Source organism: Wandonia haliotis (assembly GCF_039523435.1).
Taxonomy (GTDB): Bacteria; Bacteroidota; Bacteroidia; order Flavobacteriales_D; family Crocinitomicaceae; genus Wandonia; species Wandonia haliotis.
The window spans coordinates 712,253-731,475 of record NZ_BAAAFH010000003.1 but is presented as its reverse complement, the minus strand read 5'-3'; the positions used below and the strand labels follow the sequence as shown (position 1 = coordinate 731,475).

The 19,223-nt window shown below is 42.3% G+C and carries 8 protein-coding genes; all 8 read right to left on the bottom strand.

Features of this window, described 5'->3' with window-relative positions:
* Nucleotides 1-349: 349 nt before the first annotated feature.
* The 8 genes from ABDZ97_RS03755 to ABDZ97_RS03720 are packed head-to-tail and all read right to left on the bottom strand — an operon-like array spanning nt 350 to nt 19,214.
* Entirely contained in the window at nt 350-805 is a 456-nt protein-coding gene (locus ABDZ97_RS03755; RefSeq protein WP_343785225.1) for a hypothetical protein, read from the bottom strand.
* Nucleotides 777-2,285, bottom strand: coding sequence for an RHS repeat-associated core domain-containing protein (locus ABDZ97_RS03750; protein ID WP_343785224.1), 1,509 nt, complete (start codon nt 2,283-2,285; stop codon nt 777-779). The genes ABDZ97_RS03755 and ABDZ97_RS03750 overlap by 29 nt, the downstream gene beginning before the upstream one ends.
* Complete coding sequence (locus ABDZ97_RS03745) at nt 2,286-9,440, bottom strand: DUF6443 domain-containing protein (protein ID WP_343785223.1); 7,155 nt, start codon at nt 9,438-9,440, stop codon at nt 2,286-2,288.
* Nucleotides 9,437-10,150: a LolA3 family protein gene (locus tag ABDZ97_RS03740; RefSeq protein ID WP_343785222.1), complete on the bottom strand. Its 714-nt coding sequence runs from the start codon at nt 10,148-10,150 to the stop codon at nt 9,437-9,439. Before ABDZ97_RS03740 ends, ABDZ97_RS03745 begins: the two co-directional genes overlap by 4 nt.
* On the bottom strand, nt 10,140-16,280 hold the full coding sequence (locus tag ABDZ97_RS03735; RefSeq protein ID WP_343785221.1) for a hypothetical protein: 6,141 nt from the start codon (nt 16,278-16,280) through the stop codon (nt 10,140-10,142). Before ABDZ97_RS03735 ends, ABDZ97_RS03740 begins: the two co-directional genes overlap by 11 nt.
* Nucleotides 16,281-16,286: 6 nt before the next feature.
* A complete protein-coding gene (locus ABDZ97_RS03730; protein WP_343785220.1) occupies nt 16,287-16,877 on the bottom strand; it encodes a hypothetical protein in 591 nt (196 codons plus the stop codon).
* A complete protein-coding gene (locus ABDZ97_RS03725) occupies nt 16,855-17,379 on the bottom strand; it encodes an OmpH/Skp family outer membrane protein (RefSeq protein WP_343785219.1) in 525 nt (174 codons plus the stop codon). Before ABDZ97_RS03725 ends, ABDZ97_RS03730 begins: the two co-directional genes overlap by 23 nt.
* The gene (locus tag ABDZ97_RS03720; protein ID WP_343785218.1) at nt 17,373-19,214 is read right to left on the bottom strand and encodes a DNRLRE domain-containing protein; all 1,842 of its coding nucleotides are present in this window, start codon (nt 19,212-19,214) and stop codon (nt 17,373-17,375) included. The genes ABDZ97_RS03725 and ABDZ97_RS03720 overlap by 7 nt, the downstream gene beginning before the upstream one ends.
* Nucleotides 19,215-19,223 lie beyond the last annotated feature (9 nt).

The window sequence follows — 19,223 nt, the reverse complement described above, 5'->3', positions numbered from 1 at the left end:
ACAGTACATTGATAACGTTGAGTTTCTTTTAGTTTTCCTTTTTTTATACAAGGACACGAACAGTAGCGACATTTCATCAGGTGCAAGTTTGATACACGTGATACGAAAACAGTGCGTTTAAGATACCTCTTTTGCACTATTTACCCTAAGAATACCCCATAGATAGTTCCAAGAACAAAAAACCACAAATCAATTACTATTGATTTTCAATTAATTACACCTATAAAATAAACCTAGGTGCAAGTTTGTTACACTACCTTTCTATTTATTATTTTTCAATAAGTTACATATACTTTTTGTCGTCAGGTGATAGTTTGAGACACTACCCACTACCCTACCCACTACCCCCCTAATCTTGTATTTTAAAATTGCTGAAAAGATTTTTTCCTTCATCTACAAATTCCATATAAAATCTACCATTCTCGTCAATGACCGTAATACCTGTGTATCCACTTGCAGCAACAAAATCCTCCCAATTTTCCATAAAAACTTGACATTCAACTTTAATAATTGGCAGCTCATACCCTAACTCAATAATGAGGAATTGACTATCATTTAAATCAGATTTTCTTAACCAAGCTGAAACTTCTTTATCACTCCCTTCATAATCACAGAAAAATGTATGAACATGCTCAATGTCATCCCAAGCAATTAATTGATGGATGTTCTCATCAGTATTCAATTTAATATCAAATTTCTTCAAAACATTACTAAAATACCCAGGGTAATCATTTGATAAAATTTCAATGTTTGCTCTGTGAGGTTTTAAAAAATAATTAGTTATTTGATTTTTTAGCTTCGTCATATGTTTTATTCAATTGGTCAATTATTGTGTCTACTTGTTCTTGAGTACCTTCAAATGGAACAGCCCCTTTCTCTTTGCCGTCCCACCAATTGTAATGAGCTCCTTTTTCCTCGTCATAATCAATTCTCCAACCTTTGGAACCATCAGCAGATTGTAAACCGACTACCCTGTCCTTCTGTGTTCCAAATTTTCCCTTTTTAACTTTCATCCCATCACCAAGGTCACCTAATACGCCTTTTGTAATCTTGTATGCATCAGTTCTTTTTCCAGATTTAGTAACAGTGACGATTTCCTTTCCTATAGTTCCAGAATCATCAACTTTCTTCAAGGTCTGGTTCACTAATCCCCCAACTTCATCAGAATATTTCATTGAGTGGGTTACAGCATTTTTAGCCCATTTTGTACCTGTAGCAAACCAGCCCGCAATTGGTAGCATCGAAGCATACGTCAATCCAGCATCCGTATAATTACCTTCCATTAGGTAAATCCCACCGTTTACAAAATCTGCCGCTTCTCCTATTATAGGAATTAGACCAATAACATCAAGACTTAAATGTATGACCTCCGAAGCTGTTGTATTTTTCGTCCCGTGAGTAAGTGTTTTTGCCCTCTCTTTGGCATTGTCCATTGCATCCATGTAGAACTCCTTTTCTAATCCTTCAAGTTCAACGTGACTAATCACTCTATTCTCACTAAATGCGTATGGGCTATTCCAAGGGTAATCTTTTGTTAAAGGGTCAACCGCAAAGAACCTCCCCACCCTCGGGTCGTGCATCCGGTATTTGTAATTCACAGAGTTTCCTTCTCCCTTGACCTCGTCATCCTTCTCCTGACCTTGGAAGCCGTATCGATACTCCCCAGTACTTCCATGTCGGTCAGACATAAGCATCCCAAACGGATAATAATCCGAATAACTCACCACATCCGGCTGATAATAGGCAACAGTTCCTAAACCGTCATCCACTGGTAACTTCCGGTCAGAAACCACCGAAAGGACATTCCCCAGGTGATTACTCAATTCAAAGAACTTTTCTCCCCGCGTCTCTTTGGGGACACCGTCCCACGAGTAGTACGTCATAGCCGGAGGCGTTCCTCCTCCAGTTCCCGAGGTAGAATACGTTCGTCCTCCAATATGTCGGTAGTCTTTAATCATTCCCAGTCGTGCGCTTCCGTATAGGTTGATCTCACTAATATAGTAATTTTCTGTACGCGTAGAACCACTCTCCCTCATTTTCAGTTCGTACACCGCCATCACATTCCCCTGTCCGTCATACGTGTACAATGTCGATACCCAATCCCTGATCGACACCCATCCCGATCCGTTGCGGGGACGAACTTCTTTACGAATCCGTCGACCCAGCGCATCGTACGTGAAGAACAAATCCGGTTTGGTCGAGGTGGCCTTCCTGCGAATTTCTGCTACTTTGCCCGTAACCGTCCATACGATTTCTTCAATCTCCTCCTGCTCATCGGAAACCAACTACCCGATGGCATCATACGTATAGTTATCTACACTCTGGTTGTCCAGATCATCTCCCAGACTTCCCGCAGGGTCGGCTACATAGTTGAGTTGGTTCGTGTTGGCATTGTAGTGATACGTAAAGTTGTCCATCAATGTGCCTGCACTGTTCCTGCGGGTTAGCGTTTTCAGGTTTCCGTTCGCATCGTACTGGTACGTAGAAGCATAGTTGCCCCCCGTAGCAGCGGCGTACGAATAGCCAGCCCCTGTACCGCTCAGGTTGCCGGACATGGATTTAATACGATTGAGCTGATCGTACGAATACATAGCAGCCAGTAAGGGCAACTCGTTTTCATTTTCATCCCGCAGGGCTGTCGCCATCTGGGCTATATTGCCGTTAAAGAGTCCGCTTGCCCCCACAGGAAGTGCCGTTGTAAGGTCTCCCAGTAAATTCGGAGAAGCAGCTGTCGTTCGAATCTGGGCATAATCCCCGTCATAATACGTCAGTGCATACCCAAAGGCATCGCGGGCAGTGTTCCGGTTCGGGTTACCGGTTTCCGCTTTTCCGTCACTTCCCATATCCGTGCCGGCACTAAGTGTCGGTGCATTTACGCCTTTGATCCAACCCTGAATGGTGTATGCGTAGTCGATCCCCTGTACTTTATCATTCGCGATTTCCACCCGCGCCAACGGTCCGTGAGCAAAATAGATGTATTCCGCATCCGTGTTCCAGAAATAGCCGTCCCGTGAAGTTTCCACTTCCGTAATGCGATTGTCGGCATCATAATAATAGCGATGATAGAACAAGTCTAATTCTGAAGGTGTCTGGTATTTTACCTGTTTAACATTACCGCTAATTAGATCGTAGTCATACGTCATCGTTGCTGTAATTCCACTTCCACTCACAGAAGGATCTGTTCGGAAATCCTGTTGCATCTGACGCACATTCCCATGCATATCGTATTCGTAATGATACGCACTTCGGAATACAAGATTTGTATTCAGTGCTTCCTGTTGTATCACCGATCCGATACGGTTACGGAAATTCAGTCCCCATGTAGGAGAGGCAATGAGTGTACCATCGTAAATGGTACGGGTTACTTCTGTGCGGTTCATCGTCCAGTTATCAGGATAGGTCGCATCGTTCACATCCACCTGTAATTCTCCGGCAACTACATCTCCACTACTGCCTTGCAATTGCCCGGCTTCAATCACCCTTCCCTGCGCATCAAATTTCGTATACGAAAACAAATGATTCGCTTGCTGGCGTGCATTCTGGGAGGCTACAATACGACCCAGCGCATCGTACCAGAAATTACTTTCACCTCCATCCGGAGTGTGTTGCCACACTAGCTGATTCAATGCATTATAGGCATACGTTGTCGGCAATTCGTGTTGGGGCAATACCCCGGCACTGTATCCCACCAGAGGATCAAACTGTAGACGCGCCTGACCTATAGCTACCCGGGTTGCTGCCCATCCGGGAGCTGTGTCCATCCGTTTCACCCCTTTCGGTGGTACTGTACGCACCAAATTACCTGCCTGGTCGTAATAATACAAGGTATAATGATATTCATTATCCGGACGTTCAGATGTGAAGTTCTCAACAACCTGGGTTACCGCACCGCTGATATACCCGGCAATAAACCGTTCGCGCAGATCCTGTATGTATTGCTCGTATGCATAGTTGGCATTTTCAGCTGCCAGATCACGTAAATAATCAATACAATCATAATTATCCGTCGTATCCACGACAATCGGTGGTGCTACATCTGCCGGTAATCCGGGGCAGCGTTCCCTGTAGTTACAAACTTCAGCCAAAGTAGGTGCTAACGACCGGAGTCCCGGATTCAAACGAACATCTTCGTATAAATCTTTACAAAGATCACAGCTCCCTACTTGCTGGTATTCTGAATACGGAATAGTAGGTAACCCTATAGAAACCAAATGATCGTTATACGCTTCCCAGTCTTCCTGTGTTCCCAGAACATAATCATCGAGACGGCAATTGATATAATCTTCCAGTGTGATATAAGGAGTTGCCACACCATAGTAATCATGATAAGCATCCAGTAAATTGAGGTAATTTTCGATATGATTCAGGTAGTCCCCGGCACAAAAATCAGCAAAAGAAAGTTGATACGTGAGGTAATCCCCTCCAAATTCCGTCATTTTTGCCGTATAGTCCCCGTATGCTGATTCGCAACTCATTGGAGGAATCGGTTCAGGCTGACAGGGGCAAGCTGCCACTTTAATGCATGAAGTCTTTCCTATAGCACGCATCCAGTTGCCGTTTTCCAATTGCACGTCTACCTGGAAGCCATTTTCTCCGAATTCCCGATAGGGGAGAATATTTCTTATCTGTACCGGCGTACTTGATCCGCCTGATGAACCCGTCAACCGAATCTGAACTTCACACAGTGTATCTCCTGTTAGTGCGTCCAGCAGGTAGTAAGCACGTAAATCTCCAGTGAGCGTTTGAAGTGCCGTCATCGAAATATTTTCGGTTCCGAAATAGGAATAGAATGCATCCGGTATAGAAGAGGTTCCTGTAAATGCAGCTTCCATGTTTTCCAGCAGAGCTGCATTCATATCAAACTCAGCACCTTCACAGGGACCGCACCAGGTAATCCGGGGCTTCTCCATCTCAACTCCGTTGTAGTTATAGAATAGACTCCCATCCATCGCATAAGACATTGACGGATCCCATTCATTGGCAGGCGTATGGTCTGTTACATTAAGGTAAAAATTATTGTTCATCATGGGACTTATTCCCTGAACAGCCGTTACAGAAGCAGGAGGGATCAACCAGTTGTGCGTAACAATTTTTAAATTATGTAATCCATTCTTCAGTGAGTAGATTCTGGAGTTCGGATACGATGACTCCATTGAAAGTGTCCAGACTCCGGAACTATAATGATTCAGAAGCGCATTATTCAGAAAGTTATCTGAAGACAATGTGTAAGGAGGAGAAGTAGGCTCCAATCCTCCGGGAACCGTTCCATGCAATTGAATCAAAAGGTCTTGTAATCCGGCTCCCAGTTCACTCAGGCGACAGTTATCAGTTACACCACCTAATGTTCCGGGAGTAGCCTGATCACAATTCCCTACCATCAGACAAGTTGTTCCTGAAAGTACGACTTCATCATACGCATTGTAAGGGTCTCCCAGATCCCGATCCACATAAGCTGTAACTGTAAAGTGATAAACGCCTGAAATTTCCTGTGAAAAATAAGGAGACCCAAAACTATAAATTTTCCATGTAGATAGGTAATTGTTCCAATCCAGATTATTCGTAGCAAATGAGTAATTGGGAAGTGTCAGTTCTGTTAAACAAGGATCAGAAATATCTCCCAATCCGATTGAAAGTGTTGACGAAGAACTGATAGTAGCATCATAAAAGAACACACCGGTAGGAGCCAAAGGTGGTGTTACCCCTAATACGCTTTGTAATTGGACCGGGAAATAGGGTTTTCCCACCAAATCCATCGATGCCGTTTTTAACTGTGTAGACGAAACCGTAGCGTCATTGATTACGGCATTGAGCAGGTTTTTCAAGTCAAATGCCAATGGACATACTCCGGTTTGCTCATAGAGGATATTGTTCGTATTCTGTATAGAATTGCCGATATGGGATGAAACATCTCCCTGCTGATCCCCCTCCATATTCCCAGGGAACCATACCGGACGCTTATTTTTGTACTGTTGAAAGCGCAAAATATCACAGGGTTGCGGCATAAGCGCCATGTTGAACATTAGAGTAGGAAATGTCCCTGTAAAGGCCCAGAACGCATTGATAAACGGATTAAACGTATTCATATCAATTGCCGTCCCAAAACACCCGTTAAAACACCCGTTGTCCAATGCATACTCATGCGCAAGAGGTTTGAGTAATTTTTGTTTGGAAGCAAGTACAAGCCCTTTGTAAAAACTCCAGATCACATCAAACTGATGCGGATAATTGGAACTAACAAAACTCCAGTTGTAATAACCCGGTGTTGCCGAAGGTTGTGCTCCCACAATATATCCTTCGGTATTAACGAATATAGCAAACTCAAGAATATCCAATGTTACCGTGTTCTCAAATGTATGATAGTTATTGAACAGGTTACTTAGATCTGTATTTCCTGAGAAGAAGGGATCAACGGCAATCAGTGCTGAAAAATCAAACACATCCAGTCCGTTCAGGTAGTTTCCGCTAGTTGCCTCACTATAAGAAGGAATACTCATAAAAATATTATCAACATCCTGACTCGTTACTACTTCCAGGCCAACAGTATTAGTTTGACCATACCCTCCGCTCGAAGAAGAGGTACACCAGTCGTAATAACAATACTCAGGATGTGCCTCAACCAAAGACGCAGCCCATGAATCCTGCCACTGGTCAATAAAATCAGAAAGATGCGTTATGTTTTCCGGTCTAGTAAAGATTCCTTCTTCGTTTATCAGCAATACTCCCGGGTTATCTACCTGAGGTGAATATGAAAGATCTTCATTTTGGTGAACGTAAACCCATGCTTCATTTCCATTTTCATCCAAATAAGGTGAAGAAGGGTTTTTCCAGTTCACAGCACTCAATAAGTTATTAGATGTTGTGAAGACAGACAAGGATTTATCTCCTGTTACCGCACCATATTGCCCCCGAGGTTTTACATCATTCAGCATTTGGTTGTACAAAGAAGCACACAGATTACTTTGGTTCAGTCCACACAAATCATCACACTCCTTTTCCAACATGGCATATTCCTGTACAAACTCTGCATAACGGTCTTCTTCTCCGGAAGGAACAATCACATCACCATTTCCATCAAGCGTGACCTCTATGTTATCCGCTGCAAACATCTGTTGTGCATACGTACCCAAAGTTCCCAACGAAGTCCTGCAACTTTCGCAATCAAAAGCACATCCTTCAGCCTGGATCTCTGCTTCATAAGCTGCGATAAAGTCATCCAGTTCCAAAATACATCCGTTTACCTGCCCCTGCTCAATATAGCGATCGGCAAAGTACTCAACGGCATCCCTGTTCACCTGCAACTTTTTTGAGATATGATAAGTTCCCGCAGGGACATTAAGACCTGTTCCATAATCAATCATCAACCCGTCAGTAGCATCAAAGGCTACACTGGTAGGAGCCGTTCCATGATTTCCTAAGGGTAAATTCATATCATTTGGCCCGACTGTCCGTGAGGGAAAATCAAGTAAACTTCCCCCACATTCGGAAACCATAGATATACTCAGGTCATAGATGTACGGGAACAATGCTTCGTTCATACAAGAATCGGTATACCCTGCTGCGTTCAAATCGTAATTGAACGTGAAATTGGGGTTATTCTCTGTCACTACAACAGAATTTTCAGTGGTGAGGATATCGTTATGTATATAATTCCCGCTGCTTTTAAGCTGATTGTCATCCTCTTCGCTATCGGGCTCGTCAGTTATATAGCCGTCTCCATTACTATCTACCTTTGCCAACTCATCCACTTCAAGTACTGATGAAACAGAAAGTGCTTCCCCCTGTTCATTGCGTAAGCTATCCATACTTCCCGGCACCGAACCCGCCATTGCTGTGGCTATCGTACGCCCGTGTGCATCCACATAAGATACACTCACCTGTCCGTTAGGATCTATAACCATATTCTTTTTGTAATGCTGGTTATATCCTACGTCCGCGCCGAAAAGACGGTCTAATTCCTCCTGGGTGGGTTTTCCATAAAAATATTGCGTGTGGTGATTCCCCTCCAATGTAAAATCTCCCCCTACGCCGCTTTGTCGTTTTATTCTTCCCGTATTATCAGGTGTATGCTCTACCTGAGTAAACGCATATCCATTTGCATCAGGAACATAGTCATGTGCTTTACTTCTCAAATCTGCCGAAGGAGAATAATACCGCCCCGCTCCCGATAAAGCGCTTAATTCGCCAACAGTAGGACGCTGACAACTTCCTAAACCGGAAACAGGTTCTGCATCAAAATCTTTGTAATTATAAGCTCTTGTCGGTTCTGACTGGGGGCGATTAAAGTTTTCATAATACTCCAGTCCATTCGCTAACGTGGGAACCGGTAGTACCTGAACAACAGGTCTTCCTATTCCGTCATAGATCGTTTCTCCTACAATCGCTTCTTTTTGCGTATTCAGAAGACTAACTGTCTGTCGGTTACGCAAACTACCATCAAAATAACTAATGACATCCTTGCGTTTTCCCTCTTCAGCATACACCGCTGAGTACTGCCAGTTCTTATTTCCTTCATGTCCACCTGTAAGTGTCAGATAATGTGGAAATCCGTCAAGATAGTCTTCAGTTTGTGCTACAAAAGTACTCCATCTCCCCAATAAGTTTGCCGTAAAACTACTTCCTCCTTTACCAATACCACGTATCCGATAAACAAGATATCCCTTTTCAAAAATATTCTCAATGCGATAATACTGATTACGGGTACGGATGCGTGTAGCATTCTTTCTGAAATCATTCTCTGAAAAAGGAACAATGGATGCACCCGAAAGACTTCCATCACTCTCAAAAGCCTCCACAAATGTCCATTCCAGATCATACTCCACTGCCCCTTCAATATAGTCCCAGTAAATAAGAAAAGCATCGGGTGTATGCAGGGTTCCCCCTTCATCAATAAAGGTAATCGACAAATTATGCGGTAACACTCCCGGAACAAGATCTGTATCAAACGGGTAATAACGTTCCACCGCTATTTCCATTTCCAATGTTACATTTTCGGGGGCTGTAGACACCGGAACTCCTCCAACCCGAACCTCCGTAATATCTACCCTCACCCATGGATAACCATTCGTTTCCAAATGCGCATGCCGATGCTGGGTTGCCCCGGATACCGATCCCGGATCATAGGCTACCGAAAGTGTGTGTGCCCCCATTGCATAAGGAGCTCCCAGATCATCATACCCTGTAAGCGTAATATCTACTTCCGTAGCATGAGCCGATAGAAAAGCGGAAGTGAGTCCTTCTTCAATGCTCAGTACCACCGCATTTTGGGTTGCGTGTGTAGTAAACAAAGCTGAATTGAGATCATCATATTTACCATCTTTAACCTCAAGCGCTGTTAATCCAACAGCTACCGCAGCACCTTCAAGGCGTCCGGTATAAATTTCCTGCTGGCTATATACTCCCGTCGCAAGGAATAGGAAAAATAGTGTGAGTATCTTTTTCATAGGTCTTTCTGATTATAAAACGCATATCCGGTATATGCACCTTTTCCGGAGCACGTACCTTTTACGCATGAATAATAACGTTTCGTGTCAAATTCCTTATCCGGAATACTTCTGGGACGAATTTCTTTATAGCGAACTTCGATGATGGGATACCCCAAAGCACCACTGTTATCTGTTGAAAAATCAATTTCATTGGCATACAACAGACGAATTTTCACCGGATACCCCGTCTGCGTATCGATATACATTTCAATCCGTTTATAAGGATTCGATAAGTAGGGTTTCAGAAAAAGAGCGTATCCCTTTATATGTTCAGGGAGTCCGGGTACCATCTTAACGGTATCGATAAAAGGTTCAATCTGTGAAAAATCAACCTGTCCATACTCTCCGAAAAGAGCCGGTTTGGCCAATGCCATGAATTTTTCGGGTTCATTAATCAATAGTCGCTCCTTTTCGATACTGATTACTTTCGTTCCCGCAATTTCCAGGATATAATTCTTCCCTTTGGAAAGATAACTCCCTTCAAGTACTTCCACAGGAGATTCTACTCCCGCTCTGAATAAACGATAGGTCATTTTGCAGAACTGCCCTTTACCGAAAAGGGAATTAACACGCTCTAAATCCTGCATAAATCCTTCCTGCCCACTAATCCTTCCTGCACTAAGTACAACAAGGAAAACAAGCACATATATCCGTTTGCTAGTCTGCATTATTCTGTATAATATGATCCCTGTTTTCTTTAATTGTCATAATGCCCCGTTCCGTTTCTTTCTTAACCCGAAGCAATTTCCCTTCTCTGTCGTATTCATAGAATGTGGCAAAATTCTGATCGTCCAACTCAGCTACCAATCTCAGGTTTAACGGATCATAGACATACGTCTTCATACTCGAATTATACGGCTGGAAACGAACGTCGTCCAGATACATTATAGTCGATGCATCATTTTCGAATATAACAGTAATCGTATGCTCCAATGCATCCAACGGGTTTATACCCGGAATTTCATACACATGATCAATCTTCTGCCAACCATCAATTACCCTCGACACACGGAAATCGACTGGAATTAATGGAGTACCATCTATAGAAACACTTCCGGCCACATTGTTCAGGGACTCATCAGAAGGATTTCCGTTACTGTCTTTCACCCAGTAACTCAATACATACTTCTGGTCTTTTTCCACAAGAACCGGAGTTTGTCCGCTCGCAATACTCTTTTCATAAGTAGTCCGATCATATGTCTCAGGACCAAATAGATTATACATTTCACAATCAGACAGAAGATAAGATGCTCCATGGCTAGCGGGGAAGCCCAGATTTGCAGGATCGCAAGGCGTACTGGCCAATACCCGTTTCATCGTGACGCCTCCTCCCACACTTAATTCCAGCGATCTGGCTCCTGTGTGGGAAGCCTCTTCTGTCAATAAAGCCGAGTAACTATCAAAAGAAAAGTGTCGGCCTACACAACCATCATAATTATAAAAGTCATAATCTTCAAACCCATCAAATCCTATTTGCGCCTTGGTCGCATTAGCCGCCACCGCAATTGGCAATTTATCAGCATACCCATATATTGCTGATGAATACCTATATAAAGCATCTGTGTTTTCCTGCTCTACTCCGTTCTGATTATATCCGGTTACAGGACTAATGGTAGTGACCCAGGTCCAATCATTCGTTCCGTCATTATCTGAATCCGGCATCGCCTGCCAGTCAGAACCGGGGCTTCCCGGCTTTTTCCAGAAGTATGCAAAATCTACATAATCTCCCTGGCTGCGCTGAACAGGAACCTCAGAAGGTGTGCTTACCTGATTGCGCTCTCCAAGCTTAACCCATGAGCGGAAGGGTCTAAAGATTCCTCTAATGTTGTTTACAAATGGGTTTATTCTGTCTCCAACCCCATCTTTACATTTACTATTCGGATCTTCTAAATACCCCCTTAACACGGACCATTGATCAGAATACTCCATCGCTGCTGCTGCAATGATTGAATTATCTGCACTTGATAGTAAATTATCTGTCAGCTGACCGGTTCCCTGATCAATCGGGTTTTCTTTTGTGGTCAGACTACCTATCGCCAAAGACTGCTGATTCCTTCTTCCTGATCGGACTACTTTGATCGATATATCCGTACCAGCCATTGGAAGTAAAGCCCCCACCTTATTCACTACTGTTATTTGTAAAGAAGAGGCTTTAAGTACCCAACCTTTCTGGTATTGACCGGTTCCTTTTCGAAGCAGCACTTCGTCTCCTTCTACAAAATACGTTGCACTGGGAGAAGTAAAGATTCCATTTCCTGAACTGCTAAAACTAGTAATATAGACGCCAAGATTCTTATAGGCCTGCCCCATACGATCGTATGACCAGTGTGCAGGAAAATTAAAATTATAGACTTTATCTTTAAACTCATTTACCGTCTGTGTAAGTAGCACTTCTCCTGTTTCTGCATCCCACGCTACATTTCGTGTTGATACTCGCGCGCCATCCTCATAAGCGACTACCTCACGTAATACCCCCATACGATTAACCAGTTTGGTAGTAACTGCCATCTGGATAGATGTTTTTTCCGATACGAAAGAAGGATAAAAAGTCGGGATTACAATCGGGAGTGCGCCAGCAAGAATCGTTCCGATATTTACATCCAATCCCGTTGAGATATTCGTAGATTCCCATTTTCTAAAATCATTGAACACCTCATATTCAACACCCACCATCTGCTCTTCTACAGAACCATCCTTCCGGATCACCGGCACTTTATTATTCAAAGCTTCTCTGGTCACACCTCCGGATAGTATGTCAATTCCCATATCGTACTTGTGATCTATACCTGATATAAGGATCGGATTGCCACCGGCATCCTTAGCCTGTGAATAAACGCGCTGTGCTTTAAGCTTACCGTCCATGTCATTGGTTTCTACGACAAACCCCTGACTCACATGTTGATGATCGATAACGGACAAATTGAATAACTGAAGTACTTTTGGTGACTCTACAGGGATAGAATTAATCGCTGTTCGCCTAACCCGGGTAGGGAAATCCTTAGAAGTATAATATTCCGTCACCGCTTCTCCTGTTTTTCTTGATTCCGGTGTAGAGTAAGACTCAACCCCGTCTTCAAAAACAGGATAAATGTCACGGGTAACAACCCGACCATATGTCACTTTAGGTGAAGGGAAAAGGGAAGCTCCGTAAGGCTCCTCAATCATATATTGTTCGTTAGGAATGAGTGTCTTCTTGATATCATAATAAACGGGGTTAACAAAAGGATTTTCCTTACTTACCAATGGTTCAAACGTGGCCACACCACTTGAAATACCATTTTCCGTTTCATAGATATACTCCTGCCCAAAACTCCGGGTTTCCCCACTAGCAGTCATCGAGGACCACTCATCACTGACTGTGATCTGTTTTACACGAACTCCTCCTCCTTTTTTCCTGCCGTTAGGATTGGTCAAACGCACCCAACTTTTTCCCGCAATAAATTGATTCCCCATCCCTTTCCTACGCACATATCCATTAGGACCCTGAAACAATTCCAGAAAACCGGATAAGTCTCCCAAGGAAGCTATCGCTTCGATGATACCAACTTCATCAAGATTATCATCCAAACTATTGGTCGCTTGTAAAATCTGCGGTAAATGCGTTCTGGCAAACTGCCAGGCTGCCTTTGCAATAGGGTGTGCATTATGCGGGCCATTATTTTTATTCTCTTCCCGCACATTATTGATTTTAATATAACCGTAACGCTTTCCATTATAAGTATCTACCCCATATCCTCCTGAAGAAAGATCCGGTTCCATATATCCTGATACATATTCAGATCGGTTTTTCTTAAAATCCATCAGGAAACGGAAATAAAGCTTGTCCTTTTTAGAAAGACCTGAAATATACTTCTGGTAAAACCGTTCGCCAGAAAGCGGATTGGCTATATTCTCATCCTCAGGTAGCAACCTGACCCATAAATATTGTTTCGGGGTAGTATTATCAAACAACTCGATACTTGTCCCCAGAGAGGGTACCCCATCCAGTTCATTTGATGAAGTTACATTAACTACATCTAACAAATGACAGGCTTTTAGATTCTGTACATAAGCATAATCATCACTCTCGTAAACCATATTGAGTATTCCTCCCGAAGGTAGTTCCACACTGGATAACAACCATTGCGAAGCATACGTATCAAGATCCTGTTCATCTTCGTAAGGAGAGATGTAGGGGTACTCAGCATTTGTAACACCATTTGCCGTTTGAAAAGGCTTGTAACCGCCCCACATATTGTATTCTTTGAGATTATACTCTTTATTTTTAGCAGGATCATTATCTGCATAGTTAAAATGGTAGGCACTTAATTTACCACGCTCCGAATTTTCATACGTGAAATACAGTTTTTTCAAGGTCAATTTCCCATGATTCTGATTAATATCAACTCCGTCAACCATTACAGTTGCATCATCGTTATTAGGTGCATTTCCACATAGCTCGTACGTATATTCAAAATGTACCGTTTTAATCGGTACCGCACTGGCGCCATTTAAATCGTAATCAGTCCGCGCGTATAATACAATTTTGTCCAGCTTCATCATTGACTGTCCGGTAGAAGCATTAATTCCTCCATTCTCATCCTTCACTTCATAACCATCATGACGATCCGACAAATGGAAAATGGCTACCTGGGTCTTGGTTTCAATTTTCTGAAGATACCAGATCTCTTTTTCCCCATACACATAAGACCCTTTATTATCTCCATTTAAGGTCCGCAATCCTTCATTATAATTTGCCTTATTTTCCTGATAGGGTACTCTCCATTTATAATCAGAAATTGCTGGCTGAACCCCTGATAAAGACGGGTTTGCATCGTAATCAAACAAAACATAATTACCCAAATCTCCGGATGAGGGACCCCGTACATTATCCAAATCCTGATAATCACTGCCTAAAACTGCCGTTAGTAAATAAGAGTGAGCATATGCAGGTGTAGTCTGTTTTTGGTGATATTTGTCAGTTCCTTTTTGGTTGTCTATTGTATTATCCTGTCCTGCTGAGTAACTTACTAAACCATCAGCAGGAGGACTTGAAACCTCACCGACATTGAAGGTAGCTTCTTTTTGTATTGTATTATAGGCCGGAATCCCGTACACATAGCGCTCACCATCGGGCTTGTATATTGTAAACTCTCCAATATGATGATTTTTCCCATGCGGAGATACATAACTATGAAGCCCTGCAACCGGGACCTCTGCTCTGCTCAGGTTCATAATTGCCTGATTTCTCTTAACCCGCTGTTGTCTTTTATAATTTCCACTAATATTAAACTGCTGATAGGCATTTGTTTCATATTTCGCAGCAGCAACTACATCAATCCCCAAAGTAATCAACCGAATTCGTACCGGATCAAAACCTCCTAGACTAGTAAAACGTGTTTGCTCTTCATCTACTCCAAACTCTCCTATATTCCGGAAATACACAGCCTCATGATCCGTCATTCGATCTTCGATTGAGTATCTGAGTTTTTTCTGTGCCCTGTTAGAAGCATCGTCCCAGTTTCCTGAATTTGAAGTTGAAAAATTGGTCGTAACAGAAAATCCGGCTTTTACCAGTCCACCTGCGCCGACTTCCAACCCCAACTGAGCTCCCCCTCCACCGGAATTTACCTTATTATCAAAAACGTGTCCGATACTCGATTGATAAGGTCTGAACTGAGCAGCAATTCCCTGCCCACTCACATTGAACAGGTCATACGTCACATTAACAAGCGGCAATATCGACGCTCCTTTTACGTAAGAAACGTCATTATCCCGGTTAAAATCCAATGTTGCAGATGGATCAAACTGACCACGATTAAGATACATATATCCGTATGAGCCGGAGGATGTATAATTTCTGAGTTGGGACTGGCTGGAAAAATAACCAGAAATATGCCCCGTAGGGTCATTCAGATACGCATCTCCTCCAATCTTGGCTGAAAAAGAAATGGAAACATTCGCCATCGCTGTAGTAATAGAAGGGGTATAGGTCGAATTTGAAAACGAAATACTAGACCCGATACTCCCTGACATTATTTCCTCGTCAACCCTTGCTACACCTTTTTCTGTTACTACTTCATTAGCCGATGTTCCCGAAAAAGATCCACTTGTAGAAATATCTTTCAACCCCTGTCTTGAGTTCCACGATAACCCTACACTTCCAGAAATCTTTTTATCCATATCTTCATTCATCTTGGATTTCTTCGAATAGGAAACGCTGGGGTTAATAGTAACCCCCTCATTGCTAGAGGAAGTCAGACCTAACCCTAATCCCATTCCTGCACCAAAACCAACCTGGGCCCCAATAGACTGAGAAGCGAAAAAACCAGTATATGAATTGTAATTGATGGACATCCCAACATTTAAACCAATTCCATTCCAGCCAGCCAACTCCCATCCAACCCCTAATGAGACCCCCGCTGTAATATTCGCTTTCATATTGAACTCCTTATCAACTATATCTCCGTTAAAGTCATCGGGAATACCCCGCATACTGCGCGTGATTGCCCCTGGGTTAATGTTCCAACCCAATCCAACCCAGGAAGCCTCATCATCCATCGTTACACCTGAATTATAGGCAAGGTTAATAGGATAGCCCCCCACATCTAAAAGAGGAATGTTATAATTAAAATCGCCCGAAGACAAATCCACCATATCCGAAGTCCCTATCGGGGTAAAGGATTGTACTTCCGGCTGTGAAGGACCTTCCGTAAGAGCTAAGCTCACAGAAGGTTGGATCATTTCAGTAAGGAATGTCAGGATCAGTAAAACGGATACTCCTTTCGCCGTACGACTTTTTCTGATTTGCTGGATCATAGTTAATTATTTCAAAATTGGTATTTCATTTAGTTTCTGGTCTTCAAACCGGAACCGAAGAGGACCTGCGCCCCATATGATGTCGTTAAATTCCAGTAAAAAGGAAGTACGCGGTTTCACTTTTGAGAAAACAACGGTGATATGAAGTGAGGGTATTAAATCATAACTGGATTCTGCCTGTGCAAAAACACACTCGTATTCATTATTGGTCTGTTCAAGTGTAAATAAGTTGGCTGCCTGCTGATTCAATTGCCTGACTATGTCAAAATATTCGCCTTCTTCCCTGAATCGTTTTTTTATGGGATTGATTCCCTCTTGTGTTTCAATTGAAAACAAAAAATGTAATTCGTCTGGTAATATATATCGATCCGCCTCTACAGTCCTGTTCCTTTTTTTGTCCCGAATCCTATACCATTCTTCCGTAAGCATCTGTACACTGTAGATATATCCTGATAACTCTTGCACATGATACAACCCGTTTTCGGTATCTCTGATGTATTCCAAATACTCATCATCCGTCCTAACCTTCGTGCAGGAAATAACGAACACAAAAAGCATCAACACTAAAAACCAACTATTTCCCCGAATACTTTTCATTACAATATGTGATTAATTCATCGGTCACATCACTGGATTTTTCTCCATAAAGAATCGTTCCCTCGCCATTGGCGCCAAGTACCATCAGATACCCTTTCTCTTTTGCGTACTCTTCTATATATCCGTTGAGGCGCTTTATGACCAACTCAAGTGCCTCTTTCTCCAAATTGGCAACCCGATTATCAATCGCCTCTTTATCTTTCAGATATCGACGGAATTCTTTTTCATAAACCAGATTTTTCTCTTCTGAACTTAAACGATTATCATTTGTGAGCTGAATTTCCAGTTTCTCAATCATCATATTTAAACTATCAGCCAGTTCCTGTTCGGCAGCTGTCTTGTTTTCTACTTCCCGAAGTAATTCCAGACGCATATCAAATTCGGCTATAAGTCGCTTGTTTTGGACAAATACTATTTTCCCTTGGTCCTCCTGAATTGACTCAGAACAACTTATCACAAGTAGCATAACCGCTACCACATATATCAATCGTTTAGTTAGCATCCTGTATTTTCGTGTTTAAATCGTAGTGTTTTCAGTCGTCCGTTATGATCAGTCAATTCAAGTATGTAGAACCCTGTCGGTAAACACTGACCACTGTTGCTGAAGTCAAATTCCAATACTGATTTACCATGCGTACGGACTATGGCCACAAGTGCCATTCCGTTACTGATATTTGTCTGACTTGCGTCTATTATTCTAAATTGAATGGTTCCTTTTTCATTAAGTTCTTCGTATTCAACAAAAAGCCGATCACGCATTGTTTCGTAATAACTATTGTTGAGTTGACGGAAAGTCTTAACCGGAGAACCGCACTCTAAACTCACCTCAAATTCCATTTGTGGTCGTTGAGCAGCCGTGGTATATTCAGACGACCGGAGTTGGACACTTCTTGAACTTGACGAATTGGGATACTGCAAATCTATAAAGTATCCGTAATTCGGATTACCCTGCCAGTATTCCCAAAATGCTTTGGTATCAATTATCTTCGATCCGAGTGACGTAATGCCTGTTGATTTTTCTACAGAACTACTATGCGCAGGTTGGTTGTTATAAGTCACTACATGCTCCTGCCATTGCTCAGTTGTTAACCTTAAGAAAGGTATGTTATCTGCCACTGTCGGAATAGATGTTACTTGTAGTTTTAAATCCGATTTATTAATCTTAAAAACGGGATCAAGCAACAAATTGAACTTTAGTAATGTCTTTAAATTGAAACTGTTGTGTATTTCTCCAAATATTGTAACCGACGGATGTCCACGGGAAATAATCAGGTTGCTTAAATTCCCATAATTATTATCAATATAATCGTAATAGATAGGGGATGGAGACGCGTTAAATGTTTGCTGTAGATTCGAAATATACGCATCATCTACATAATCTGCTCCAGGATTATACGTAATACTTACCTTCTCACACTCCACACCCACAATAAAGGACATATAGCTCTCCACGCCCAGCCCATCTGTAACCTTTACACCGTACCAACCGTAATTCAATCCACTTATCGTCGGAGAATTTGTTCCGATAGCACTCCCTGAACTATTGTACCATTGATACGTATACGTACCATTACCCCCACTGGCAGTAGCCGAAATTGAACCGTCACCTGAACTTGTTCCCGAAGCATGTGTTACAGACACTAAATTGATTTCAATCGGTAGTACGTATTGTACGGTAAGCTGTGGTCTGACATCTATTGTCACATATCTTCCATTTGGATAATTCCCCCAATAGATAAACCCGTCTTCTTTCGATCTATAGGAGTTATTATTATCATTCACTAATGATGGTGAACGTGAGATCACAAACCCATTATTCAAATGTGAATAATTCACCCATTTTTGAACCATATTAACTAACCCTAAGGCATTAAAATGATGATTAATCGTACCCGGACCGGAAATAGTTGATGTTGTAGGTATCTCCGAAAATTCATATTGTGTGGTTTCTGTTGGCATCGTATTCCAGGTAACTGTTGATTCGCTCCAATCTTCTGTCAATTGCTGAAACAAAAAATCAATAGGGGTTCCTGCACTTACTGCCAGTTTTAATTCCGCTGATGTGATAATTGCATTGTCAGGGATAGAAGACAAGTCGAATTTGAGTAGACTTTTAGTATAAGTAGTAAAATAAGGTCCGCTAGATTTACTAATTGAAAACGTGCCTGCTCCACCATAATTATTAGAAATAAGCGAATAAACATACGCATCATCCGATGGTGTTAAAGGAACAGAAACCTGTGCCGAAACCGGTCGGATTAAAAACAATAGGGTTACGAGAGCTACGACATAAGCATATCTTCCCCTTACAGGTAAACAGTTTTGATCAACAAACATAGTATACTT